Origin of the sequence: Micromonospora sp. Llam0 (assembly GCF_003751085.1) — a bacterium.
In the GTDB taxonomy this organism is placed as follows: Bacteria; Actinomycetota; Actinomycetes; order Mycobacteriales; family Micromonosporaceae; genus Micromonospora_E.
On sequence record NZ_RJJY01000001.1, the window covers coordinates 4,518,833 to 4,544,559 of the forward strand.

Annotated in this window: 15 protein-coding genes; 3 read left to right on the forward strand and 12 right to left on the reverse strand. The window is 71.7% G+C overall.

Annotated elements, in window-relative coordinates:
• Positions 1-50: 50 nt before the first annotated feature.
• Positions 51-4,019, reverse strand: a complete 3,969-nt coding sequence (gene eccCa / locus EDC02_RS19750; protein ID WP_123603237.1) for a type VII secretion protein EccCa — start codon at positions 4,017-4,019, stop codon at positions 51-53.
• 152 nt (positions 4,020-4,171) lie between these two features.
• Here eccCa and eccD point away from each other — a divergent pair, with 152 nt between their 5' ends.
• Both eccD and eccB read left to right on the forward strand, forming a co-directional pair.
• Positions 4,172-5,578 (forward strand): type VII secretion integral membrane protein EccD, encoded by a 1,407-nt coding sequence (gene eccD / locus EDC02_RS19755; protein WP_123604962.1) that lies wholly within the window; start codon positions 4,172-4,174, stop codon positions 5,576-5,578.
• A 7-nt stretch (positions 5,579-5,585) separates the two neighbouring features.
• Positions 5,586-6,995 (forward strand): type VII secretion protein EccB, encoded by a 1,410-nt coding sequence (gene eccB, locus EDC02_RS19760; protein ID WP_123603238.1) that lies wholly within the window; start codon positions 5,586-5,588, stop codon positions 6,993-6,995.
• A 13-nt stretch (positions 6,996-7,008) separates the two neighbouring features.
• On the opposite strand, the gene EDC02_RS19765 is transcribed toward eccB, so the two are convergent.
• From EDC02_RS19765 to EDC02_RS19780, 4 genes are read right to left on the reverse strand one after another with little or no spacing between them, the layout of a single operon-like run.
• On the reverse strand, positions 7,009-8,250 hold the full coding sequence (locus tag EDC02_RS19765) for a S8 family serine peptidase (RefSeq protein WP_123603239.1): 1,242 nt from the start codon (positions 8,248-8,250) through the stop codon (positions 7,009-7,011).
• A gap of 7 nt (positions 8,251-8,257) precedes the next feature.
• Complete coding sequence (locus EDC02_RS19770; RefSeq protein WP_123603240.1) at positions 8,258-9,052, reverse strand: SseB family protein; 795 nt, start codon at positions 9,050-9,052, stop codon at positions 8,258-8,260.
• Positions 9,049-10,047 (reverse strand): SMI1/KNR4 family protein, encoded by a 999-nt coding sequence (locus EDC02_RS19775; RefSeq protein WP_123604963.1) that lies wholly within the window; start codon positions 10,045-10,047, stop codon positions 9,049-9,051. The genes EDC02_RS19770 and EDC02_RS19775 overlap by 4 nt, the downstream gene beginning before the upstream one ends.
• Before the next feature lie 25 nt (positions 10,048-10,072).
• The gene (locus EDC02_RS19780) at positions 10,073-10,507 is read right to left on the reverse strand and encodes a hypothetical protein (RefSeq protein WP_123603241.1); all 435 of its coding nucleotides are present in this window, start codon (positions 10,505-10,507) and stop codon (positions 10,073-10,075) included.
• Positions 10,508-10,628: 121 nt separating this feature from the next.
• On the opposite strand from EDC02_RS19780, the gene EDC02_RS19785 reads away from it, so the two are divergent.
• A complete protein-coding gene (locus EDC02_RS19785) occupies positions 10,629-11,021 on the forward strand; it encodes a hypothetical protein (RefSeq protein ID WP_158632243.1) in 393 nt (130 codons plus the stop codon).
• 34 nt (positions 11,022-11,055) lie between these two features.
• Here the strand turns inward: EDC02_RS19785 and EDC02_RS19790 are convergent, their stop codons facing one another.
• From EDC02_RS19790 to EDC02_RS41710, 7 genes are all read right to left on the reverse strand, one after another.
• On the reverse strand, positions 11,056-11,724 hold the full coding sequence (locus EDC02_RS19790; protein WP_123603243.1) for a hypothetical protein: 669 nt from the start codon (positions 11,722-11,724) through the stop codon (positions 11,056-11,058).
• A 100-nt stretch (positions 11,725-11,824) separates the two neighbouring features.
• The gene (locus EDC02_RS19795) at positions 11,825-14,131 is read right to left on the reverse strand and encodes a WD40 repeat domain-containing protein (protein WP_123603244.1); all 2,307 of its coding nucleotides are present in this window, start codon (positions 14,129-14,131) and stop codon (positions 11,825-11,827) included.
• Positions 14,132-14,194: 63 nt separating this feature from the next.
• On the reverse strand, positions 14,195-23,932 hold the full coding sequence (locus tag EDC02_RS42535) for a hypothetical protein (RefSeq protein ID WP_123603245.1): 9,738 nt from the start codon (positions 23,930-23,932) through the stop codon (positions 14,195-14,197).
• 60 nt (positions 23,933-23,992) lie between these two features.
• Complete coding sequence (locus EDC02_RS19805) at positions 23,993-24,358, reverse strand: hypothetical protein (RefSeq protein WP_123603246.1); 366 nt, start codon at positions 24,356-24,358, stop codon at positions 23,993-23,995.
• Entirely contained in the window at positions 24,351-24,755 is a 405-nt protein-coding gene (locus EDC02_RS19810; RefSeq protein WP_233606065.1) for a YbaB/EbfC family nucleoid-associated protein, read from the reverse strand. Before EDC02_RS19810 ends, EDC02_RS19805 begins: the two co-directional genes overlap by 8 nt.
• 144 nt (positions 24,756-24,899) lie before the next feature.
• Positions 24,900-25,190, reverse strand: coding sequence for a WXG100 family type VII secretion target (locus EDC02_RS19815; RefSeq protein ID WP_123603248.1), 291 nt, complete (start codon positions 25,188-25,190; stop codon positions 24,900-24,902).
• Between the two features lie 45 nt (positions 25,191-25,235).
• Entirely contained in the window at positions 25,236-25,595 is a 360-nt protein-coding gene (locus EDC02_RS41710) for a WXG100 family type VII secretion target (RefSeq protein ID WP_255500456.1), read from the reverse strand.
• Between the last annotated feature and the right edge of the window lie 132 nt (positions 25,596-25,727).

The window sequence follows — 25,727 nt, forward strand, 5'->3', positions numbered from 1 at the left end:
CGTCGATGTCGGCTGGCCGACGGACCTGCCCTGAGGGCTGTCCGGGGCGGTCAGTGGGCCGGTGGGGTCCAGGCGAGCTGGACGAGGCGGGCGCCCTGGCGGCGGGTGAACAGCCAGGCCCGGCCGGGCGGCAGGAACTGCGGCTTGATGGTGCCGAACAGTGCGCCCTCCTCGCGCGGGCCGGACATCATGATGCCAGGCGAGGCCAGCTCCCGGATCCGGCTGATCACCGGGTCGAACATGGCCCGGCTGGCCCCGCCGATCCGCCGGGTCAGCACCAGGTGCAGCCCGATGTCGCGGGCCTGGGGCAGGAACTCCAGCAGCGGGGTGAGCGGGTTCGTCATCCCGCCGGAGAGCAGGTCGTAGTCGTCGATCAGCAGGAAGAGCTCCGGCCCGGACCACCAGCTCCGGTCGCGGAGCTGCTCGGGCTTGACCTCCGGGCCGGGCAGCCGCTCCCGCATCACAGTGGTCACCTGGTTCACCAGGTCGGTGGTGCTCTGCTGCGACGTGCCGTACCCGATCAGGTGTGGCGTGTCGACGCAGCCGAGCAGGGTGCGCCGGTAGTCGACGAAGATGAGGCGGGCCTGGCTGGGTTCGTAGCTGGTGGTGACCATCTTGGCCAGGCTGCGCAGAAACGAGCTCTTGCCGCTTTCGATGTCGCCGAACAGCAGCGCGTGCGGCTCGGCGCCGAAGTCGAGGAGGACCGGCTGCAGGTCGGACTCGGCGATACCGATCGGCAGCTTCCCGCCCTGCGGCGCGGGCAGCGCGGCGTACGGCAGCTCGGCGGGCAGCAGCCGCACCGCGGGCGCCGGCGGGTTGGTCCAGTACGTCTGGGCGAGCTTGACGAACTCGGCCACCGCGTCGGAAAGGTCGTCGACGCTCTGCTCGGCGTCGATGCGGGGCAGCCCGGCCAGAAAGTGGAAACCGTCCGGGGTGAGGCCGCGGCCGGGCGTCTGCTCGGGCACGTTGACCGCGGCCCGCCGGTTGATCACCGAGTCGCTCGGCTCGCCCAGGCGCAGCTCGATCTTCGTACCGAACATGTCGCGGACCACCGCCCGCACGTCCATCCACCGGTTGGTCGCGGCCAGCAGATGGATGCCGTAGCCGAGGCCCCGGTTGGCCAGCTCGTTCACCAACGGTTCGAGGTCTTCGAACTCGCTGCGCAGCGCCGACCAGCCGTCGATGACCAGGAACACGTCGCCGAACGGATCCTCGGTGAACCGCCCCTGCCGCTTGGCTCGACGGTAGGCGGCGATGCCCTCCACACCGTGCGCGGCGAACAGGCCCTCGCGGGCCTGCATGAGCCCGTGCATCTCGGCGATCGTGCGGCGTACCTTGTCGACATCGCGCCGGGCGGCGACGCCACCCGTGTGCGGCAGGCCGGCCATGGCGGTCAGGCCGCCGCCACCGAAGTCGAGGCAGTAGAACTGCACCTCGCGCGGGGTGTGCTGCAGTGCCAGACTGCCGATCAGCGTACGCAGGAAGTTGCTCTTGCCGCTCTGCGGCCCGCCGACCACCACCATGTTGCCGCCGCTGCCGGACAGGTCCAACCACATCGGCTCGCGCAACTGCTCGAACGGCTTGTCGATGATGCCGACCAGGCCGTGCAGCGCGCGCCGCGGGTCGAGGTCCGGTGTACTCAGTCCGCGCTCCGGCGACTGCACGATCGGCGCCATCAGCTGGCCCAGGGTCGGCGGTTCGGCCAGCGGCGGCAGCCACACCTGGTGCGCCGGCGGGCCCTGCCCCTGCATCCGGTCGACCAGCACGTCGAGCAGAGTTTCGCCGACCGCCGCCGCCTCCTCCGCCAGCTCGGTCTCCTCCGCGACGGGCTTGTCGTCACGCGGCGGCGCCACGTAGTACGTGGGGAACTCCCGCACCGGGTCGATGGCACGGCCGCCCACGCTGGCGCCGGAGCCGTCCTGGCGCACCACCCCGGAGACGTACGCGGCCTTGAAGCGGATCATCCCCTCGGTGCCGGTGCGCAGGTAACCGTGACCCGGTGCCCGCGGCAGCTCGTACGCGTCGGGCACGCCGAGCACCGCCCGGCTGTCCATGGAGGAGAACGTACGCAGGCCGATGCGGTACGACAGGTGCGTCTCCAGCCCGCGCAGCCGGCCCTCCTCCAGGCGCTGCGAGGCGAGCAGCAGGTGTACGCCGAGCGACCGGCCCACCCGGCCAATCTGCACGAACATGTCGATGAAGTCGGGGCGCGCGGTCAGCAACTCGGAGAACTCGTCGACGATCAGCAGCAGACTCGGCAGCGGGGCGAGCGGCACCCCGGCCGCCCGGGCACGCTCGTAGTCGCGCTGCGAGGCGTAGTTGCCGGCCCGGCGCAGCAGCTCCTGCCGGCGCATCAGCTCGCCCTGGATCGCGCCCAGCATCCGGTCTACGAGGGACAGCTCGTCGGCGAGGTTGGTGATGACGGCGCTGGTGTGCGGCAGCCGGTCGAGCGTGGTGAACGTCGCGCCGCCCTTGAAGTCGACGAGCACGAAGTTGAGGATCTCGGAGCTGTGGGTCACGGCCAGTGCCAGCACCAGCGTACGGAGCAGCTCGCTCTTGCCCGACCCGGTGGCGCCGACCAGCAGGCCGTGTGGGCCCATGCCGTCCTGCGCGGACTCCTTGAGGTCGATCTCGATCGGCCGCCCGTCCGGCCCCACGCCGAGCGGCACCCGCAGCCGGTCGCGGTTGGGTCGGCTGGCCCAGGCGTGGCCGAGGTCGAAGTCGTACGGCGAGCCGAGGCCGAGCAGCTCGGCGAGTCCGAGGTCGAACGTCACCCCGGCGGACTGGTCGGCGTACGACGCGGCCGACAGCCGCAGCGGCGCCAGCTCCCGGGCCAGCACCTCGGCCTGCGCGACGTCGATGCGGTCGGCGGTGCCGACCTGGATCACCCCGTCCATCGTGGTGCCCGAGATGGTGCCGTCGTCGGCGACGTCGAGCACGACCGAGGTGTCGTCGAGCAGCCGCGGCGGCGGGTTGGACAGGTCGAGGATGGTCACGCCGGCGACGCCGCCGTCGGTCATCAGATGGTCGGAGCCGGTGGTGGAGCCGCCGTCGATGACCACCACCACGTGCGGCCCGGGAATCGAGTTCGCCGTGGCCGGTTCGAAGCGCGGACGGTTCGCCAGCACGTCGTCGAGCATCGCCTCCAGCGCGTTGACAGCGGGCGCGAAGAGCCGTACCGGCCCGACTGCGTCGAGCTTCGCCGGGTGCTGTGCGTGCGGCAGCCACTTGGCCCACTCCCAGTTGGGCCGCTGCATGTCCGGCACGCACAGGCCGATCAGCAGGTCGTCCGGGGAGTGGAAGGCGGACATCTGGGCGAGCAGCGCGCGCGTCAGGTCACGCACCGTGCGCTCGGAGCCGCGCAGATAGACGTGGGAGAAGTCGCGCAGCGCGATGGCCACCGGCAGGTCGGGAACCACCGAGTACGTCGCCACGAACTTGCGCAACGCCATCGCGCACAGCGGCTCCAGCTCGTCGACCGGGCGGGTCTGTGGCGGTATCAGCGGCGTGGCGACCTCCAGTGCCCCGATGCCGATGCGTACGACGCTGAAGTCCGCGTCGGCGCGACGCCGCTCCCAGAGCCGTCCGCCGGTGACCGTCGACCACAGCGCGTCGGGCTCGGGGTGCCGGTAGTGGATGGCCTCCCGCTGCTGCTTGATGGTGGCGCGGATCTGCGCGCGCTGCTGTGCCAGACGGCGCATGTACTGCCTGCGGGCCTCGATCATCTCCTTCTTGCCCGGGCCCGTCTGATTCAGCATCATCATCCCCATCATCCCGAGAATGGAGATGCCGAACATGCCACCGGCCACATAGGTAAGCGGGCCACCGCCGCCGCGCTGACCGGCCATCATCAGTCCCATGGCCGCGCCGCCGGCCGCCATCGGCAGAATCATGAGCATGCGGGTCCACGCCTTACCGGCGGGTGGGGGAATTTCGGGCGGCGGATCCAACACGACCTCGCCGGTGGGCAGCGGCGGCGCGGGCCGACGCGGCGGCCGCTTCACGATCACCGATGTCACCCGATCGACCTCCGCCGCGCCGGCTCGTTCCCTTTGTGTGCAGGGCAATCCTATAGACCGGATCCACCGTGAAGAATGGATCGGTCGGGTGGCGACGACATGCTAGTTTGGCGCTCGACGAGCGGCGGCGGGCTCCGGCGGAGGTGACCAGCGTGACTGCCCCGGGAGGCCTCAGCCTGGCGAGAGTGACGGTGGCGGCACCGAAGCGGCGCATGGACGTCGCGTTGCCCGACAACATGCTCGTCGGGGAGTTGCTGCCGCACCTGCTGCGGCACGCCGGCGATGATCTCGGCGAGGCCGGTGAGCGGCACGGTGGCTGGGTGCTGCGCCGCGCCACCGGCGGCGTGCTCGAAGCCACCCGCAACCTCTCCGTGCAGGGCGTACGCGACGGCGAGCTGCTGCATCTGGCTCCGCGCCGGGAAGACTGGCCCGAGCTCGCGTACGACGACGTGGTCGAGGTGATCGCGAGCGGCGCGCGGCGGGCCGGACGTTCCTGGGGAGGCTCCGCGACCCGCCGGTGCGGCCTCGCGGTCGCCGCCGCGGTGCTGAGCTTCGGTCTGCTGACCCTCGTGCTGTCCGGACCGCCGTGGCCGCTGCCGGCGGGCGTGGCGCTGGGGATGGCGGCGGTCCTCGCGATACTCGGCCTGCTGTTGTCCCGGGCCTTCTCCGACGCGACCGCCGGCGCCGCGGTGGCCGCGGCCGGCCTGCCGTACGCGTTCGTGGGCGGCGCGCTGCTCGCAGCGCCCAGCGACCTCGGTCTGCTCCGACTGGGTGCGCCGAGCCTTCTGCTCGGTTCGGCGGCGCTGCTGGTGTTCAGTGTCATCGGCTACACGGGGGTAGCCGCCGTGCAGCGGCTCTTCATGGCCGGGCTGGCGATCAGCGTCGCCGGCCTGCTCGCCGCGGTGCTGTGCCTGGCCGGGATGTCGCCGTCCGGCTCAGCCGCTGTCACGCTCACGACGGGCATCGGTCTGCTCCCCGGCTACCCGCTGTTCGCCAGTTGGCTCGGCCGGCTACCGGTGCCCGAGCTCCCGGACCGCCCCGAGGAGATCCTCGAAGACCGCCCGGTACCCAAGCGGTCCGACGTCTTCGCCGCCGTCGCGCGGGCGACTGAACTACTCTCCGGAATGCTGCTGGCCGCCGCCGTCACCGGGGTCTGCGCCACCCTGTTTCTGACTACTGTGGATGGGAGCGTACCGGCCCAGCTCCTCGGCTTCGCGGCCGCTGCGGCGTTGCTGCTGCGTGCCCGCCTGTTCGCCCTTCCGCAGCAGCGGGTGCCGCTGCTGGTCAGCGGCGTGGTCGGAATGGCACTGCTGGCCTTCGGCAACACACTGGACGCCGACCCCGGCGGTCGGCTGCTGATCCTGCTCCTGATCGTGCTCGCCGCCGCAGCGGTGCTCGCCGCCGGTCTGGTCTACAGCCGGCGCAGCCCGTCGCCCTACCTGGGTCGTGCCGCCGACATCGTCGACGTGCTCGCCATCATGGCGCTGATCCCGCTGGCCTGCGCGGTCGCCGGCCTGTTCGGCGCGATTCAAGGGCTGTTCTCGTCGATCGGCGGGTGACCCGGACATGGCCACGCGACGCGACCAGCTCCACTCGTACCAGTTCCTCACCCAGCGGGTCATCTCCGCCTTCGTGATGCGCGAGACCGACCCGCAGCAGTCCCCGCTCCGCCGCGGTATCGGCGCGATCTTCGGCGGCCTGATGATCGCCGTCCTGGTAGCCGCCGGGTTCGGCATCTACGGCATCATCACCAAGGTCGGCAGCGACAGGTGGCGGGCCGACGGCGCGGTCGTAATCGAAAAGGAGACCGGCGCCAGCTTCATCTACCTGCAGGGCAAGCTGCACCCGACGCTCAACTACGCGTCGGCGGTGCTGGCCTCCGGCCGCCCCGACGCGCCCGTGTTCCGGGTGGCGAGCAACTCGCTGACCAGCGCGCCCCGTGGCGTCACGATCGGTATTCCGGGCGCGCCCAACTCGCTGGCACCGGCCAGTAGGCAGGTTGGTCTGCCTTGGACTGTCTGCTCGGCACCCAGCGGGGCCGACACCGGCCGGACCGTCGAGGCGGTCTCCCTGGTCGTGTCCCGGGCACCGGTCGGCGGGCGGTCGCTGGCCGAGGAGGGCGTCCTGGTCCGCGACTCCCGGCAGGACGCGACCTACCTCGTCTGGCACGGCCGCCGGTTCCTGATCCGCGACGCCCGCAACGTCGTGCCCGCCCTCTTCGGAGCGGTCAACGCCGCACCGGTCGGCGCGGCGTGGCTCAACGCGCTACCCGCCGGCAACGCCATCGAACGGGTCGCGTTCAGCGGGCACAACCAGCCGTCCAGCGAGGTGGACGGCTGGACGATCGGCGACGTGCTGGTCACGCAGACCGGCTCGGGGCCGCAGTACTACCTCGTCCTCGACGACGGGCTCGCTCCGATCACCGAACTGCAGCAGAACATCCTGCGCGCCGAGTTCACCGTGGAGCCGATCGAGATACCTGTGTCCCAGGCCACGTCGGCACCGGTCAGCAGCCAGGTGCGGCCAGCGACCGGAGACAGCGCGCCGCCCGCGACGCCGCCCGCGCTGATCCGACCGGCCACCGGCGACGCGCTGTGCGCGGTCACCAGCGACGCGCGCGCCGTACCGACGATCACCTCTGTCGGCGGTACGGTGGTCGGCCTCGACGAGGCGGTACCGACCGGCTCGGTCACCCGCGACGGCGTGATCCTCGCCGACTATGTGCTGGTGCCGCCGGGCCAGGTCGCCGTCGTCCGGGTGCTCGGCGCGCCGACCGCCGATGCCGGCCCGTACTACGTCGTCACCGACCTCGGCATCAAGTTTCCGGTGCCCAACGCGACCGTCCTCGGGCAGCTCGGCTACCCGGCGGCCCAGGCGACCGACGTGCCGACCACGCTGGTCTCGCGGATACCCACCGGACCGACGCTCGACCCGGTCGCGGCCACCCGCCCCGCCTCGGCGGCCCCCGCCGACTGACACCGAGGGGTGCTCAGTCGAAGAGCATGACGGGCGGGCCGGGTTCTTCGGATTCGTCCCGCCGCGTCGGCGCGGGAGCCACCGCCGAGCGCCAGAACCGCCGCCGGCCCCGCGGCAGTGCGACCGACAGCACCAGTACGGTCAGCACCGCGGCGACCGCCAGCCCGGTGCCCACCAGAGCGAGGTCGCGGCTGCGCGCCCAGGCGGGTGACCCCCCGCTGGACGGCTTGCCGAGCGCGGGCAACGGCTGCGCTTCACCGCCGTCGGCCAGGCTGTCGTGCACCGCCGAGTACGGGTTGACGATGCCGTGGCCGTACCCGGACCCGCCGGGTGCCGGGATGGTAGTGCTCAGCAACTGCCGGGCGGCCTGCTCGGCGGTCAGGTCGGAGCGCCGGGCGCGCAGCAGTGCCGCCGCGCCGGCCGCGAAGCCGCAGGCCACCCCCGTCCCGTCGACCACCGCTCGGCCGCGTGTCCGTTGCAGCGTGACCACGCCGACGCCCGGCGCCACCAGGTCGACGTAGTCGCCACGCTGCGACCTGGGCCAGACCTCGCCGCTCTGCTGGATCGCGCCGACGCCGATCACGCCGTCGTAGTCGGCTGGGTACGGGGTCGGGTTCTCGCCGTCGCCGAGGTCACCGGCGGCGGCCAGGACCAGCACGTCGCTGGAGACCGCCCGGTCCACCGCCGCGCGCAGGGCCGGCGAGTCGCGGTACGTGATGGTCGACACGGCTATCACGTCGGCGCCGCCGTCAATGGCCGCATTGATGCCCTGCGCGAGCGCCTGCGGATCGGCGCCCTCGCCGGAGAGCCGGTCGGCCACCACCCGGATCGGCAGGATCCGGGCGGTGGGTGCCACGCCGGTGAGTCCGCCCGGGCGCTCCTGCTGGGCGCCGATCACGCCGGCGACCTGCGTGCCCGTACCGAGGCAGTCGCCGTCCGCGGACCCGCCGCCGGCCACCGCGTCGAATCCGGATTCGACGCGGCCGGCCAACTGCGGGTGGCCGGCGTCGACTCCGGAGTCGAGCACCGCGACGGTCACCCCACCGCCCCTGGTCAACGGGAAGATCCGCTCCGGCCCGAGCATCCGCTGCGGCCAGGGCACCGGGTCGATGGCCTCGCCGGGATCGGCGCAGATGGGCGCGGCCAGCGCCGAAACCGGCGCGACGACACCGGCCAGCGCCGAAACCGGCGCGACCTGGCCCGCCGCGACCACCCCGGCCGCCGCGACCGCGACGGCGCGGGCCAGCCGCCTCATGAGGCCTTCACCGCTCGTCCTCCTCCGCGTCTTCAGGTGCGCCGAGCAGCAGGAGCATCTGTACGTGCTCACTCGGCACCGTCAACTCCTGCGCGGTACGCGGGTCGACCGCCAGATTGTGCCCCTCCGGCCACAGAGACAGCACGAACGGAAACGCCACGGTCACGGCGGGCACCGGCTCAGGGTACGCCTCGGCGAACGTCTCCTCGGACGTGAAGACCTCGATGAACGGTGCCTCCTCGGTGCCGACCGGCCGCCAGGGGAAGCCGTCCGCCAGGATCTGGTTGGGGTCCGGCACCTCGTCCAGGGTCGGCAGCAGCACCACCGTGTCGAGCAGGTCCTGAATGTAACCGTCGGGGTCGATGTCACCCTCCGCCGGCGCCTGTTCGGCCTCGGCCACCATTTCTGACACGGTCGGGACGACGATGTCGCCGAGCGCGGCCGCCTGCACCGACTCGATCGGCAGGTACATGTCGATCGGCGAGCCGATGTTGACGGCCAGCCGCCACTGCGGGTTGGGCCACTTGCGCCGCAGCTCGGCGCAGTTCGTCACCGCGTACCCGTCGGCGGCACCCCCCACCTGCGCCGCCATGCCCTCGATCGACGTGAACACCGGCAGGAACGTCTGCTCGAACAGTTGCATGGTCATCAGTCGCTGCGGCCCGCCCTGGTCGGTGGTGCGCTGCGGCAGGTAGAGGTCGCTGAACGCCAGGATGCGGAAGAACTCCTGGCGGTCGCCGACCAGCAGGGCGCGGACCATCGCCCGCTCGGTCTCGTTCGCGGGCTCCCACGACGGTGTCACGGCAGGACCTCCGGCGCGCGTCTGGCGGCGGGCAGGTCGGCACCCATCCGCTCGTCCCACACCGGCGACGCGTGACCACCGGCCGCGTCGCGCTCGGCGATCGCCCGCAGCGACGAGGGCACCTCGCGCAGCGCGCGCCAGAAGGCGGCGAAACCATCGGCGCACCGGTGCATCAGCCGGTCCGCCACATCAGCCGCGCCGTACGCGTCCGTGTCGCGGGGATCGTCGTCGTCCCAGTACCAGACGGAGCCCTCGTCGCCGCCGCGCACCCGCACCGCGATCAGGCCGCCCTGCACATACCCGACCGCGAGGAATTCGGCGGTGAGCCGGTCGCCGAACCACGCGTTGGCGTAGACCAGGTCCTGCAGCCAGTCCTGCCGGGCGACGCCGAAGAACGGTTGGTCGACCACGAACCCGAAGCGCGGGTGGACGGCCGGCCACGCCGGTCGGCCGCCGTTGGTGCGGACCAGGAAGTCACGGTACGCGGGCGGCAGCGCGTACCCCAGGCGCTCCTCCACCTTGCCCACCGCCTCGGGCGACAGGCGCGCGGCGAAGTGGATCGGCGGCGGCGGTCCGTCCGCGACGGGCAGGCCGCGCCGGCTGCGGTCGGCGGCCCCGGTGCTGACCCCGCCGAGGTGCCGGGCGGCGCCGTGCAACTCGATCGGCACCAGCGCGAGTCGCCGCGTGCCGGCCAGGTGTGCCCAGGTCCAGCCCACCGGTGTGCCGGTGCCCGCCGCCCATAGTTGGTCACCGGTACGGGTCATCGTCTCGTTGGCGGTCAGCACGTCCAGCACGCGCGCCTCGTCCATGCCGAAGTCGGACGGGGTCGGCGGTAGCTCGACCAGGGCCCGGGCGTACGGCGTCCAGTCCGGGAAGCCGTGCGGCCCGAACGCCACGCCGCGCCGGTACCGGATCCGCAGCATCGGCGAACCGGCGTGAACCACCCGGAACGCGTGCCGCGCGCCCGGTATGGGCGGCCGCGCCGGCTGGGTCATCTCGGACACCTCCCCGGGTTCGAGCCTACTGAGTGCGCGCTCGGCCGGTGGCCCGGGCCTTCGCGCGGCGGTGCCACACCAGCGCGCCGATCACGACTGCCGTCCAGCCGGCGACCAGTGCCCACACCGCAGGCGCGGGCAGGAAGCCGACGGCACCGAGGGGCAGCAGCAGCGCGCCGGCGACGAACGTGTGCCGGCCAACGTTCTCCACCGGGATGTCGGCGAACGCGTGCCGCTCGGTCCAGATCCAGCCACCGCCGGGCCCCCGGCGCCGGTTCAGTGCCAGCCCGAGCAGGGAGATGACCGCGCCACCGGCGAGCAGGCCGACCGCCAGGCCGCCGAGCGGAACACCACTATGGTCGATGCCGTCGTCACCCTGCACGGCCAGGTCGTACAGCAGCCGCACCGCCGCGTACGGCCCGCCACACACGGACAGCACCCACAGCGGTACGATGATCACACCCCAACCGGTCCACCCCGCATTGACGTACACCCCAGCCAGAATAGGTGGCCGGCCCGTGACCCGGGTGGGATGGCATAGGCTCCGAGGAATGCGATGCCTCGCCTTCCCGGCCGCCGTGGTGACCGCCTTCGTGCTGGCGGTCTCGGGCTGCGGTGGACCGGATCCGGTGTCCTACCAGGTCCGCTACGACCTCAACATGGTGGGCGACCGAGCATTTGCCGACATATCTGCCTATTACACCCAGGACACGGGGTTCGAAACGGGCGTCACGGAGTTCGCCGCGTCCTGGACACACGAGGTCACCGTGCGCCATCCGGACGTCGAGTGGGTCCGCCTCATCGGCTCCTTCCGCTTCGACACCGACGTGCCGGGCACCCACACGAACCCGTTGCTGTCGAAGATCCGCTGCCAGATCCACATCGACGGCAAGCTTCTCGTGGAACGCACCGGTCAGAACCCGTCCTGTGCGGTCCGGCTGACCGAGACCGGCCCGACACCCGGCGTGGGCTGACGCCCGGCGCGCTGGCCAGCGGGGACACGGCCGGCTAGGACGGCGGCAGGGTGAGCCGCTGCGCTACCGGCTCGCGCGCCCAGAAGGCCGGCTGGCCCGCCGACGCGGTCACCGTCCATTGGTAGATGTCGATGGCCGCGCCGAACTCGACCAGGTAGTAGTTGTGCGAGAGGAAGTCGATCCGGGTGACCCCGCCCTCCTCGCTCACTCGCGGCGGAAACACCAGGGACGGATCAACCGACGGATTCTTGCGGAGGAACTCCTCGACGTTCGCGATCAGCCAGCCGGGCCGGAAGCCGGCGGTGGCCGCGAAGGAGAAGACCACCGGGTCGTCGATCCGCTGGCCCGAGTACAGCTCGGCCAGCAGTTCGGCGTACGCCAGCGGGTCGAGACCCGCGCCGAGTCCCCGGCCGAGCTCCCGGATGGCCGCCGCGTCGTTGAGAAAGAGGGTGCCGCCGTCGCGGGAGAAGACGAAACCGTACGTGGCGACGAAGTTCTCCAGCGAGCTGTCCCGGGCCACCCGGACGGCGCTGTCGACCCACGCCGCGGCGCCGATCCGCCAGCCTGCGGGCTCCGCCTCATACAGGCCCTGGGTGGTGGACAGCACCGTCACCCGCTCCGGCTCGGCGAACCGCTTCGCCATGTCCTCGCCGGGCTGGAACACGTGCCGTCGCAGCGCCTCGACAACGCGGTCTGCCTGCATCCGCTGCGTTCCCCCTCGTGCGATTCCGGCGCGGCCCCGCCTATTCTCACACGCTGAGCGACGGTACGGACGTGCTGACAGCCGCGACCCCACGCGCGACTCAGATAATGTCCACTACGGCCAATCCGGATCGGCCAGCGACATAGAACCGGTCAGGCGCCGAGAACAGCGCCGCCATCGGCCGCTGCGCCAGCCTCGTCTCGCGGGCCAGAAGGCCGTCCGGCAGCCGCCACACCCGCACCGCGTCATCGTCGGTCGCCACGGCGAGGAAGCTGGTGCCGTCGGTCGCGCCGAAGGCCAGCGCGGTCACGGTGCCGTCGTTGCCGGGCAGCACGTGCAGCTCCGCGCCGGTAGCCGCCTCCCAGATCCGTACCGTGCCGTCCTGGCCGCCCGACGCGATCACGGGGCGGTGCTCCAGCGTGCCGAAAGCGAGACAGTACACCGGCGCCGGGTGCCCGTGGCCGCCGTGCAGCGGCTCTCCGGTGGCCGCGTCCCAGGTGCGTACCACCCGGTCCCGGCCGGCCGAGACGACCACCATCCGGTCGCCGACCCGCCCGGCCGTCACGGCCGTCACCGCGGCCAGGTGACCGAGCATCCGCCGCAGCGGCGCCCCGGTGACCGCATCCCAGATCCGCACCGTGCCGTCCGCGCTGCCGGACACCACCACGTCGCGGTCGCCGATCGCCGCGAAGCCCAGCGCCATTACGGAACCGGTGTGCGGTGTCGGCACGGACAGCACCTCGCCGCTGCCCACGTCGTCGACGCGTACCGTGCCGGTCGCGTCGCCGGTCACCAGTACCGGGGCGCCACCGGACAGCCCGAACGCGACAGACGCGACCCGCCCGTCGGCCGGGCGGTGGGTCCGGACCGGCGAGCCACTCGCCGCGTCCCACAGGCGCATGCCACCATCGGGGTAGCCGGTGGCCAGCAGCGTACGGTCGCCGGACCGCCCGGCGGCCAGGGCGGTCACCGCGCCACCCAGCGCGTCAGCGGTCAACTCCAGCACCAGCCGGCCGCCGGCCACGTCCCAGCCACGCACCGGCCCGTCCGCACAGGACGTGACGATCATGGACCGGTCGCCGGTCTGTACGGCCGCGATCCCGCTGGGCCAGTCGCCGCCGCACGGCCAGGCGCCCAGCGCGTCACCGGAGGTGACATCCCACAGGCGCAGCATCCCGTCCAGGGCGCAGGAGGCCACGACGGGCCGCCCGGCCACCTCGCCGAACACCACGCCGGTCACCCCAGCGGTTTGGCCCACGCCGCTCGCACCTGCGGCCTCGCCGACAAGAGAATGCACCTGCTTGCCCGTGGCCAGATCCCAGACCCGTACGACGCCGTCGGCGCCGCCCGATGCCAGCAGCCCTTTCCGCCCGCTGCCCATCATCGATACCGCGTTCACCCAGCCTTGGTGGCCGCTGAGCGTGTGCAGGTTGGAGCCGTCCGCGACGTTCCATACGTACACGACGCCCTCGTCGCCGCCTGCGGCGACCAGGTCGAGATCCGCGACCCGGGCGAAGCACACGTCGTTGAGGCTCCCGGTCCATCCGGAGATCGCCCCGCGCTCCTCGATGACCCCACCGGCCATCCGCCACGACCAGACCCGGCCGTCGCTGCCAGCCGCGAAGATCCAGCCGTCGCCGCCCACCACCGGGGCCGTCACCGCGCGCACCGCACCCTCGGGGCCGCCCCGGGCGTGCAGTTCTGCGCCGGTGTTGACGTCCCAGACCTTGACTATCTGGTCGTCACCGCCGGTGGCCAGCAGTTCCCGCGCACCGGCCGCCCCCAGGGCGAGCGCCCGGATCGGCGCGGAGGACCGGGTGGACGCGCCGCGCGGCTCCCCGTCCGGTACGGAGAACAGGCGGAACGAGTTCTCCGGCGTTGTGACCGCGTATGCCGGCGCGCCGCCCACCATGCCGAAGGAGGCCGCACCGGCCGCCGCCCCCGCCTCGGCCGGCTCCGCAACGATCCAGTGGGCCACCGGCGGAAGCTCGTCCCGCGTGGCGCGTACCGCACCGCCGCTGAGCTGGTGCACCAGCGAATCGAGGATCCGCAGCGCCCCGGCCAGCCCGGCGCCGGACGCCGCAGCGCGGGCCAGCACCAGCTCGCCGGCCAGATCCGCACCGACCACCTCGATCTGGTGGCTGGTACCGCCGGGTGGGATCGGCGGCACCTCGACGACCGGGAAGGAGGACCGGCGCAGTTCGTCGAGCAGCCGCGGCCACACCACCGGGTCCAGCCGCGCCGTCCACCGCCGGACCCGGGCGACGTCGTGGTGGTCGAGCCGCGCGCCGCCGTCGGCGGTCACCGTCAGCTCGACCCGCCCGTGCCGGTTGGCCGGCGAAAACTCGTTCCCGAACCGGTAGTGGACCCGCGGGGCCATCCGGCCGTCGACCTCCGGTTGCGACACGTGGAGTACCTCCTGCTCTCGCCCGCCCCGGCCGGAGCAGGCGCGACGTTGCGAGCGTACGGCCTACCGGTCCTGGGGTCCGGCGGGCGGCTGGCCGGTCGTGCCCGGCGGCGTGTCCCAGGGCTCGATGACGCGCTGCGCGTTGCGGGCGTTCACCACGTGCTCGATCGCCTCGCGCAGCTTGGCGATCTCGTCCGGCGTCAGCCGCAGCATCCGCAGGTCCGAACTGGCCCGGCTGCTGAGGTCGGGCACGTCGAGAAGGTCCTGCAGGACCCGCACCACTGCCTGGCCGCGCTCCGCCGGTGAGGCGTCGTACGCCTCCCGTAGCCGGGCCGCCAGCTGGTCGGGCAGCGGCCCGTCGGCGTGGAACCCGCCCTCCCGGTACGCCCCGGCGACGTCCCGGCTGTGCGGATCGAGAACGCCGGCGAGGGCGTGTCCGAGCGCCGACCACCGGTGCGCCGCCGCCGCCATGTCGGACGGCTCGGCGTGCAGCCACTGGTACGCCTGGCCGGCGTAGTAGTGGCTGGCGTCCCACTCGGCCGCGTCCCACGCCCGCCATCCGTCCTCCTGCGCCGACCACGACCGGCCCATCCGTTCCGACCAGCGCTGCAGCTCGCCGCGCTCCACGAGCTGGATCACCCGGTCCGCGGTGGCCGAAATGGTAGCCGGGTAGTAGACGGCCACCGGCGGCGTCAACCGGTCGGCCGGATCGGGCAGGCCGGGTCCGAACTCGACCCGCCGGATCGTGTTCAGCGGCGGGGGCAGCCGCTCGCCGGCCGGGTGGAACTCCATGATCGGCCGCCGCGACTCGAAGAACAGTGGGCTGCCGTCCTCGCTGCGGGCCTGCACGCTGTGCCCGTACGACCACTCGTCCCAGTAGAGCTGCCAGCGCACGCCTTTGTCGCCCACGTGCTCCAGACCCTGGAAGTAGACGGTGGGTACGCCCATCGTGATGGCCGTTTCCAGCGCCCCGCTCTCCATGCCGATCTGGACGATGTCGCGCTCGAGGTTGAGGTAGTGCAGGAACAGGGTCTGCTCGCCGTGGCCCAGGCGCCCGTCCGGGCGCTCCCAGAAGTGCTGCAGGGTCTGCAGGTCCACGCCGGTCAGGACGCCCTCCGCCGCGAACTGCGCGCGCAGTTGCGGTCGGCCCTCGAACAGATCGTCGCCGATCAGCATGATCTGCCGGTCCGGGTCCGAGGCCCGGATCGTCTCGATCGTCTGGCGCAGTAGTTCGGGCTTGGTGTCCATGAACGCGCCCATCGGTACGTGGGTACGGCGCACCCACAGCAGCGCGTACTTCTTCGGCGTCCCTGGCGTCTCGTGCCGGGCGTAGATCTCCTGGGCGACCTGCCGCGCCCGTGCCTCGCGCTGCGCGCCGCGCTCGCCGTCCCCGCGCATGGCGTCGGCCATCGCCTGCCGGGCCTGTACGGGCGACTCACGTACCTTCGGCAGCGCCACCAGGTGGGCCCGCCGGAACTTGCTGTTCGCGTAGTGCACCTCGCGCGGCTGGTCGTCGTAGCTCAGCCGCACCCGGTGCGGATCGATACTGTATTCGCGGATCAGCCGGTCGCGCATGGCGAGCGCGTTCTTCAGCGGCCGTACCTGCATGTCGATCAGGTGGTTGGCAAGTGCCACCGGGTCGAAGTCGTCCAGCGGCAGGCCGCGCACCGAACGCCACAGCACGGCCCGGTCGACCAGGTCGCGGGTCAGGCCCTGCGGTACGTCGCCGAGGTTGGCCAGGAACGCGTCGGACACGTCGTCACGGAACTCGGTGAAGTGCTGGTGCGGCTCGTACGCGACCTCGATGGTCGCCTCCGGGCGCAGCATCATTGCCGACGCGTGGATGAACAGTTCGCCGCTCTGCCACTCGTAGAACCGCAGGTTCATCATGTCGAGGTTGCCCTCGACGCGTGCCGGCTGGTAACCGAACCGGGCAAGCAACTCGTCCTGAATGAACCTCATCTTCTCCGGCACGGACAGGTCGGTGCGGACCCTGACCTGGTTCACCAGTTCATCCAACCGCCCGGCGTGCAGTTCGTCCCACCGGCGCATCGTCTGCGGCTCGGCGAAGTCCCGCGACGGTACGAGCCGCCCGGTGGCCCCGACCTCGCTGACCCGGGGCGGCTCGGCGAGCGGCCGGCCGTCGTCGCCGAACCGCAGCCCGCCGTCGTCGCCGAGCCGGAACTGGTCGACGGTGCGCCAGTCCGGCATCGGGTGACCGGCCTCGGCCGCCCGTGTCAGCACGTCCGTCGCCACGCGCGCCGCCGCTGGGCCGGGGGCATCGCCGAGCAGCTCGCCGGCCGCGCGCCGCAGCGCCGCGGCCGGGGACTCCCCGGCCAGCCGTACGCCGCCGGTGGCCTCGAACCACTGTGCCAGCCGGGCCAGGCCGTCGACCTGCCGCACCGTGGCCCCCTCGCCGCCCAGCACGTCCTGGGCGTGCCGCACCATCGCCTCCGCATCGGGCAACGGGCCGCCGACCCGCGCGCCGAACATGTCGGCGAAGGCGCGCAGCCGGCCCAGGTCCCGCGCCGAGAAGGAGAAGTCGGGCGCCGCCTGATAGATCCGGCTGGCCGCGCCCACCAACGCGTCGGTGTAGCGCAGGTGATCACCGGTCATGCGGTCCACCGACACGCGGTCGCCGAACAGTGCATGCATGCGGTCCAGCCGGCGGGCGTGGTCGAGCAGGGCGTGGCCGTCCGGGTGGAAGGTCTCCAGCAGTCGCTGTACGTGCGACGGTAGGCGCAGGGCGTCCACGGGCAGCGGGTCGGCGTCCCGGTGTCGCGGCCTCTCCACACCGCCGCGCCCGTCCACACCGCCGCGCCCGTCCGCCCCGTCGCGCGCGGCGGGTCCGTCAGCGCCGCGGGCCAGGTCCAGGCCGGGGAGCATCTCGCCCAGTTGAGCCAGGTGGCGGTCACGCAGCCCGGCGAGCGCGGGCACGGCCTGACCGGCGTGGTCCCGGACCAGCCCACCATCGGCCCAGAACAGCCGGGCATGCCCCATCACGCTGGCGTCCAGCCGGGCGCTCTGCGCGGTCAACGTCCGGCGGCCCTCGGCACCGGGCTGCACATACTCGTCGGCCAGCCCGAGGTGGTGGCCCACCTCATGGGCGAAGACCACCGGGTCCATCTCGGCGTGCCAGGACATCTGGTTGATCGAGTCGCCTGGGTCGTTGCCTCGGCCCGGGTGCAGGGTCACCACGTCGGTGATGCGCGCATGCGGGTCGAACTCCACCCGCTCCAACTCCACCCGCAGGTGGAACTGCGAGCCGTCGGGCAGCCGGTGCTGGTGGTTGAAGTACAGGTCGGTGCCGTCGAGCAGGTTCGACCGCGCGCGGTCGAGCGCTTCCGGCGTCAGTGCGGGATCGGCCTGGTACCGGATTCGCAGCGTCATCTCCGTCACCGCCCGCGGGTGGCCGTTGGCGTCCGCGACCGCTACCCGTCGCACCTGCGCCTCGGCAGCCGCGTTGAACGGCGAGTCCGGGCGGGCCACCGCCACCGGCGGGCTGGAGTCTCGCAACCCGGCCCATTGGCCGGACAGCAGCGCCTCAGTACGTGAGACGGTGTACGCGTGGTCGCCGCGCAGGTCGGCAAGCAGCTGCGCGCCGTGGCCGGGCAGCAGCGGTGTCCGCGAGTCCGGGTGCAGGTCGGCGGCGCGCACCGGCGCCGAATAGCCCGGGGCGTCGTCGATCCGGTCGCTGAGGGGCGGCACGTCCGGATGCGGCACGTCGTCTTCCTCGGGTCCTCTACCGCGCTCCTCCATGAGCGTGTCCGGATCCCGGACGCCGGGCTCCGCTGCATTGGCGCGCTCCCCCGCCGGCGCCTCGTCGCGCAGCGGCGGGGCGACGGTCTCGCCCTGCCGCTGCCCGATGGCATGCAGGTCGATGCCGTACTGTTCGGCCATCCGCGCGGTGACCGGACCATACAGTGTGCCGTGCTGCCGCTCACCCGGCAGCGGGTGGTTGGCCTCGAGAATGGCCAGGCGTGCGCGGTTGACGCTGTTCTCGATGGTGAGCTCGGGGTGCCGGCCCACCACGTCCGGCCCGACGAGCCTCCTGCCCTCCTCGGAGAGGTACCTGCTGCGGACGAAATCCTCGATCTGCTGCGGGGTCCAGTCGGCGAGCTCGCGCAGGCCGTCCGCCTTCGGCACCCGGGCGTCGGACGAATGCTCGGCCGGGCGGAAGCCGGCCAGACCCTCCACGAAGTGCCGCTGCACCGCGAACGCCCCGAACTCGGCCTCGAACCGCAGGTGGGCGCGGACCAGGTCGCGGACGGCCGGCGGGTAGCCGGACTCGGCCATGGCGGCGATCACCAGTGCGGCGTTGGGTTGCAGCGAGTGCATGCTCTCGTGCACCAGGGTGGCGGCGAAGGCGCTGATCGGCCGCGGCTCGCCGCTGGACCTCGGATCGATGAACGTAGCGCCGATGCGGGTGTCGTAGCCACCGCGCGCCGGTCCCTCGACCCAGCGCATCAGCTCCGGCGTGACCGCCTCGGGCGGGACCAGGGCGCGCACCGAGTCGGGATCCTTGGGCACCACCCGGTCGAGCGTCTGGAGCGCGTGCGCGGCGAACTCCGGTCCGAGAATCTCTTCGATCTTGGCGACGGCGATGGCCTGGTCGATGACGTGGAACCGGTGGGTCGACGGGTCGATGCCGATCGCCCGGTTCGCCATCTCGACCGAATTGAGCGGGTCGATGCCGTCGACGTCGCGCCAGCCGGGGTCGGCGTGCTCGCCGTCGCGGGTGAAGTCGCGCCAGTTGCGGTACTGGTCGGCGTAGTCGTTGACCGACCGGCTCAGATCTCGCACGCTCTGCACCAACTCGCCGAGATCGCCGGTGGCCCGGGCCCGGGCGGCGGCCGCGTCCAGCGCGTCGGCCCGGGCGACGATGGCATCCAGGTCGCGGATCCGCGCCTGGACCGCGTGCTCGGGGTACCTGGCGAGGAGGTTCTCCTTTGCCCTGGCCGCCAACTCGTAGACCTGCTGCGGCAGGTCGGCACCGGTGCGGGTGACGTGCGGCGGGAAGTTTTCGCTGGGTGCCAGCTCCGGCATGATGTGAGCCGGCGTGCCGTCATGACCGGCCCGGGCCGCCGCGCCGCCCACAGCCGAGGACGTGTCGATCCCGGTGCGGTCCGCTCCGGAGCCGGCCACCATCTGCGCGGCCTCCTGCTCCAACCGGGCGAGCGTCGCCGTGACCTCCACTGCGGATCGGGGCGCGAACGACCCGTCGTCGGCGCGGTCGGCCAGATGGTCCGCGATCGCGCGGACAACCGGCTCGGGCTGGTTTCGGTCGGTGAGAGCATCGCGGATCGACTCCGGCGTCCACGGCGGGTGCGGGCGCGGGTCGGCGGGCACGGCGTCCCGGAACGTCACCTGGCCCGCGTCGAGGACCGGCACGTCCGGGTTGCCCTCCTCCAGCACCGCGAGCGGCACCTCGTCGGTCCGTGGGGCAGGCGCCGGGCCGTCCGCGCGAGGCGCGTCTAGCAGCGGCACGGCCGGAAGCAGGTCGCGCAGTTCCTCGTGCAGGGCACGCCAGGCGTTGTCGATTTCCTGGTGGACGAAGTCGGTGCGCGTGACACCGTCCGGGGGCGCGTGCGCGGGCAGGATCACACCGGCGGCGTCGGCCTGCCGCCAGGCACCGTGCACGAACTCCATCGTCGGGCGCAGCACCGTGGGATGGCCGGGTGGCAGCGACGAGTTGACCTGGAGTACGACGCGGGCCTCCAGTCCGTCCGGGTAGTGCACGGTCAGCGTGCCCGACTCCGGATCCCACGTGGCCCGGTACGGCTGGTCCGCCGCGTCCACGTCGCGCCCGTCGAGCAGGCCGGTGACGTGCTGGTCGATCACGGCGGCCACCGCGTCGGGCACCTCGGCGACCCGGGTCGCGGGCACCGGCTCGACCGGCACCAGCCGGTACGGGACCCGCTCGCCCGCTACGCCGCGTACGAGCCCTTCGCCGGCCACCTGTTCTGCGCCTGGTGATAGCGCAGAATCTTCACGAACACCGCCGAGAACTGGTGGTTCCGGTCCCCGTCCAGTGGCCTCCCCTGTTCCGACGCCTTCTCGATCACCAACCGGCGGTCCATCTTCTCCGGGATCCCGAAAATGTATTCGACCTCCCGACTGTCTTCCCTGGTCTTCTGAAAATCGAGCAGAATCGCCAACTAAATTCTCCCGTCCCCACGAAATGTCCAAGTCTTCGCCGGTGCGGTCAGGAATGACCCGTGACCAGTCGTACCGTTCGTTAGCATACGCATGCGCCTCCGGGTACGTCGCATCCGGATGCGCTCTCATGTAGCCAGACTCCGCCAGTTCGTGCTCGAGAAGTGTGAGATCGGCATCCAGGTGCCGGCCTTCACGAAGGCGGATCCAGGCCTCGGCGATGCTCGGGTCCGCGTCAAATCTCTGCCGGACGTATCCACCCGAATCGTAATCGTGCACGAGGTGTTCATTCACCATCAGGTGTTGTTTGATCTGCGCAATCTCGTCCGGGGTGAATCCAACCCGGCCGCTTGGCCGTTCAGTATCGGCCAGATTCGCAGCGATGTCGCGAACATCATTGTCATCAGCCCGGAACCGGTCATACGCCTGATCCGCCCAGTGCCATGCCTCAACGTCGTCGCGCGGGCGGACGGAGGCGCCGGTGGAGACGTCCTGATTGTCAGCCGGGTCGGCTCGGTCTCCTGACTCGTCCCCACGCGAATAGCCCTCGTGGTCCCGTCCCGGGACGGACTCGTCGCCACCCCGACCCGGCGCATCCGGATCGTGCAGCGGCGGGACGTCGCCATCGAGACGCGTCCCCGCGTCGCTCTTCCCCATGAACGGGCCGCCGCCATCGACACGTGGCGGCACTGCCGGGCTGCGGCCTTCGAGCCCTCTCTCCACCCGAAGCGCATCCGCCTCGCGCGCCAGCTCCGGTATGTCCGGGAAATGCTCCCGAGCCCAACGGGCATCCTTGTTGTACCGCCCTCCGGTAGCCGACCTGTGTCGCTGACGCCATTCGTCGACCCCACGCGCGTGCTCGGCCAGGACCTCGGGATCGACTCCACGCCTCGCCAGCCTGATGAATTCCTGCAGCCGGACGTGGTACTCGACGATGACGTCCTTCTTGCCGCTCAACTGGTTGGGAGCCAGCGGAAACTTCTTTTGCACTCCATCGGGACGCTCTCGGACCGCCTCTGACGCCGGTGGGCCATCCGGAAAACGGTTGCGATCAATCATCTGGTAGACGTGACCGCGCTCGTGGTCAGCGTCGAGGAACCGGATGCCGCCTGGCAGCCGAACCTCTTGGTCGCGCCTCAGCAGCGTTCGTCCACTCTGGTCGTATACGTCCCTGACGACGACGCGCGGGCCATCGTCAGCGCCTTCGATGACCCGGAAGCCAAGGTCCTCCAACTCTTGCTTCATCGCAGGAAAGTCGGGATGGTCCTCCATCCGGACCGTGCCCTGCCTGATCGTCTCCGGCGTCGGGGCGCGGCCGGGCTCAGCCCCGGCGCTGGCCAGCCTCTCGCCTTGCGTCTCGCCGTCGCCGCGCGTCGCCAGGTCTGGGGCGCGCGGCGGAGACTCGCCCTGAGCAACTGGGCTCTCGGCCCGTGGGGGTGGGGTCTCAGCGCGGAGCGGCGGTACCTCTGCGCCGGGCACACGGTCTGCGCTCGGCGCGCGGTCGGGGCCCGGCGCGCGATCAGGGCCCGGCCGGTCCGCGGGCGGGATGCTCTCACGCTGCCGCGCATCCGGTTCAGGCACCCGGGCGGCGCCGTCGTCGCCGGAGCGCCCGGCATCGCGAACGGGGGCCGCGTCGGCAGCCGCCCGCGCCGCCATCGGAACTGCCTCGTCGCCGCGCCGGTCCGCCGCCCGCACCCCCTCGCCGCCGGACGGTGCCCGGTCACCGGGCCGGACCGAGTCGCCGTCGGCCGGCACCCGACCGCCAACCCGATCACCCGGCGGCGGCGCGTCGCCACCGACCCGTACCGGCTCGACCGGCACCGGCGTCCGCTCGATCGTGCCCGGCCCCGCGCCCCCCTCGTCGCGGACCTGATCGGGCGCGCGCGGTGACGAACCGCTGCTGGGAGCGGGTGTGGCGGGCTGGCGCTGGCCCGGACCCGCACCGCCGTCCCCGCCTCGCGTGGGCAGCGCCTCGCTGCGCGTCAACGCGTCTACGACGGGCAGCGCTGGCGCCACGACGTCGCGTGACGCCTCGGCTTCCGGCGCGCGCGGTGCGGACTCGCCGTCGCGCCGGAGGCCGATCCCGTCGCCGTCCGGCAGGCTCCCGACGCCGTCACCGAGCCCTGGAGCGAAGCCCTCACCGCTCCGCGCGCCAGCGAGACCGCCGGGCAGACCACCGGGTGCCCGGCTTCCGACAGCCAGTGAATCGGGCATGGTGTGGATGTCGGCGCCGCCGATCCGCGAAGGCGCGTTGACGCGTACCATCTCCAGGTTGTTCTGGGCTCCGAAGATGGCACCGGCCATGCCGCCTTTCACGGCCTCGTGCCCGACCTTCGCCCAGTCGTCGGGATCCGTCCAGTCAAAGCCCCCTTCGCTGGCCATCACGGTGCCTAAGCCGACCACGCCGCCGGCGGCGGCGCCGCCGAGGATATGGCCACCGAGCCCGCCCCACATGCCGAGGCCGAAGGCCGCGCCCTGCGCCGCCGTGACCGCTGTCTGGGTCATGTCGATGCCGCTGCGGTTGCCGTCGAGCACCTGCAGGCCCTGGCCGAGCAGGTCGCCGCCGCCGAGGAAGCCGGCGCCGAAGGCCACCCGGACGCCGAGGTACTTGGCCAACTCTCTACGGAAGGCAACCTCAGTGACTTCGGTCGCCGCCCGGGCGAGTCCCTGCTGGACGGCGCGCTCCATCATCCGGTTGCCGGCGTAGCGAGCCGCCGAGTTGGCCGCCGTCCGGCCCGCCGCCTGCGCTGCGGTCCGCGCGCCCCAGCTGACAAGAATTTGCTGCTGCAGTTCGCGGGCCACCTGTGAACGCGCGGCGTTGGCCGCGGCCCGGCTGCCCAGACCGCGGCCTAGTTGGTTACGCAGCGCCGTGCGGGCGGCACGGTTCATCGCCTGACCGGCCAGCCGGTCGGCGACGGTACGCGCGACGACGTTGCGCGGGGTGAGCCGGGTGAAGGTGTTCCTGGCGACGGTGCCAAGGCCCCGGCCGGCGGTGGTGGCAGCCCGGGGCGCGGCCCGTACCACGGCAGGCAGCACCCGGGGTGCCGCCCGCACGCCGGCTGGCAGTGCCCGGGTCGCGAACTGACCCAGCCCTTTGAGGGCGGTGCGGAACGTGATGCCGGTGATCGCCTGAACGATTTTGCGGACGGCTGCCCACATCGCGGTCCGGCACGCCGCGAGGGCGGGCGGCACCCCACCCAGTGATGCGCCGGCGCTGGGGATCAGGGCGGCGATGATGATGTAGAGCGAGACGGCCAGCATGATCAGGTTGATCACGGCCATGAACTTCATCATCTCGACCTGGAGCGCGAGGCCCTGCACGCCCTGCTGCATCGAGGAGACGCTGTCGGCGGTCGTCCGCAACGCCTCCAGGTAGCTCATCCACTGCTGGGCGAACTGCATGGCCGCGGCGTCGCCGCTCCACGACTCGATGATGCTGTCGGCGGCGGGCCGCACCTCCTCGTACGCCTCGGCGAGTCCCTGCGCCACCTCACCCCAGGCCTCGGCCAGGTCGTAGAGGCGCGCCCCGTCCGACAGCGGGATAGGCCCGAAGATGATCTCACCGACGGTGCTGTGGATCCCCGGAATCCACTCCTCGATCTCCCAGAACCAGTCCAGGATGTCGGAGAGGACGTGGTCGCTCACCCGCCACCTTCCCTGCTCACCGCCGTCGGCGGGCCCGGCGTGGTCGACTGTGGCGCCGGATCAGGTGCCCGTCTGCCTGATGTCCGTGGCGTTGTCATCGTCGGTGCCGGCGTAGCTCCACATGGCGGTGGAGACCTTCTCCCCCAGGTCCTGCAGCGCCTGGCCGAGCCCGATGGCGCTCTGTTTGATCGCCTGATTGGCGGGGATCGTCTCGCCGTCGCCGTTGTCGACGGCCTGGTGGTAGTTGACCAGGAACGGCTCGGTGAACTGGTCGGGCGGCAAGCACTCCTCGTGGTTCTCCAACTCGGTGACTCGCTCGGTTGCGCCCTGCATGTCGTCTCTGAGGGTGCCGCCCCGATCGCTGAGCCGGTTGGCGATGCCGACGATGTCGCCGATGCTCGTCTTGATCTCGACGAAGCTACCCATCGTCCTCGTCCTCCTTCAGCCGTACATCAGCGTCGTGGCTGCGTACGAGCTTGGTGATGTCGAGGCCATCGGCGAGCCGGCCCGAACGCAGGTCACTCGGCAGGGTTTCGTCGATGATCTCGGCACTCTGCCGCGTCGCGTCCTCGACAGCGAGCCGCACGGTCTGCACGATCGCGGCAGACAGCGCCTTGGAGTTGGGCTTACGGAAGACACGCGGATCGATGTCGAGTTCGAGCAGGTGCCCACGCGGGCCGACCACAGCCTTGATCATGCGGTCGTCGGACCAGGCGGTGCCCGTGACTTTCAGCATCTTCTTGTGCAGATCGGGCAACTCGGCAGTGGCACGCTTCAAATCGCCGATGATGCCGCTCAATGAGTTCCAGTCAGGACGCTCCACCGCAGCAACCTCCCCCGACAGCCACGACAGCGGTACCCGAAAGGGTAGCGGGTACTGGCACTACTCGCCGCAGCCGTCATCCCGGCGATCACCCCGGACGCCCGGGTGCGCCGCCGGGATGTCAGCTCGCGCGCACTTCCTCGTTTAGAAGCCGGCCGAGAGCTGGTTGTCGACCTGCTGCATGCGCTCAGCCGAAGCACCCACCGTCGTGCCGAGGCGCATGAGCGCCTCCTTGATCTCGTCCGCACCCTGGTTCCACTTGATGCGGGCCTCGTCGCACGCCTGCCCAGCGGCGCCCGACCAGTCGTTTGCGAAGAGCTGGGTGAAGGACTGGTACAGCTCGCCCAGCATGCGGTCCATATTGCCCTGGTACGTGCCGATGACGGTCGCCACGTCGGCGATCTGGCCGAAGTTGTAGGTAATGGGTTGACCCATGGATCTGTCGCCTCTCGACTCTCTCGACGGGTGGGATGACGACGGTCAGCCGCGCAGCGCGTTGATGACGGTACTGTTACCGGTCGCCTCAGCGGCGGCACGGATCTCGTTCGCGGCATCCTCGTCGTTCACGCCATACTGCGACGAGGCATTGCTGATCTTGCCGGAGAGCTCGTCCAGCGCGTTGAGGATCGTCGTGAGACCCGAGTTGAGGTCAGCCGACACTCCCTGCAGCGCGTTGTTGGCGGCACCGCTCATGCCGCCGCCACTGAGCGACTGGATCCGGTCGAGCAACTGCGCCATGCCGGTGGCCAGCGTCTCCCCGGTGTCCTGGCACCGCTGCGCCATCGCGTTGAGCTGCTCCTGCGTGGCGTATACCTGGCCAACGCCTGGAGTACCTGTCAAGGTGCGTTCACCCCGTTTCTCTGTCCCGCCCCCCGCTACCGGAGAGCCTCCCCACAGGACACACGAGACCCATGGCCCTGTCTCCGTAACCGAGGGTAGCGTCTCCTGTCCACTCAGGCCAGGCCAAAGGCT

Bases quoted from the DNA above. Each gene is read 5' to 3' on its own strand.
- eccB (WP_123603238.1), top strand. From the start codon at position 5,586: ATGGCCACGCGACGCGACCAGCTCCACTCGTACCAGTTCCTCACCCAG.
- EDC02_RS19765 (WP_123603239.1), bottom strand. From the start codon at position 8,250: ATGAGGCGGCTGGCCCGCGCCGTCGCGGTCGCGGCGGCCGGGGTGGTC.
- EDC02_RS19775 (WP_123604963.1), bottom strand. From the start codon at position 10,047: ATGACCCAGCCGGCGCGGCCGCCCATACCGGGCGCGCGGCACGCGTTC.
- EDC02_RS19790 (WP_123603243.1), bottom strand. From the start codon at position 11,724: ATGCAGGCAGACCGCGTTGTCGAGGCGCTGCGACGGCACGTGTTCCAG.
- EDC02_RS19805 (WP_123603246.1), bottom strand. From the start codon at position 24,358: ATGGGTAGCTTCGTCGAGATCAAGACGAGCATCGGCGACATCGTCGGC.
- EDC02_RS19815 (WP_123603248.1), bottom strand. From the start codon at position 25,190: ATGGGTCAACCCATTACCTACAACTTCGGCCAGATCGCCGACGTGGCG.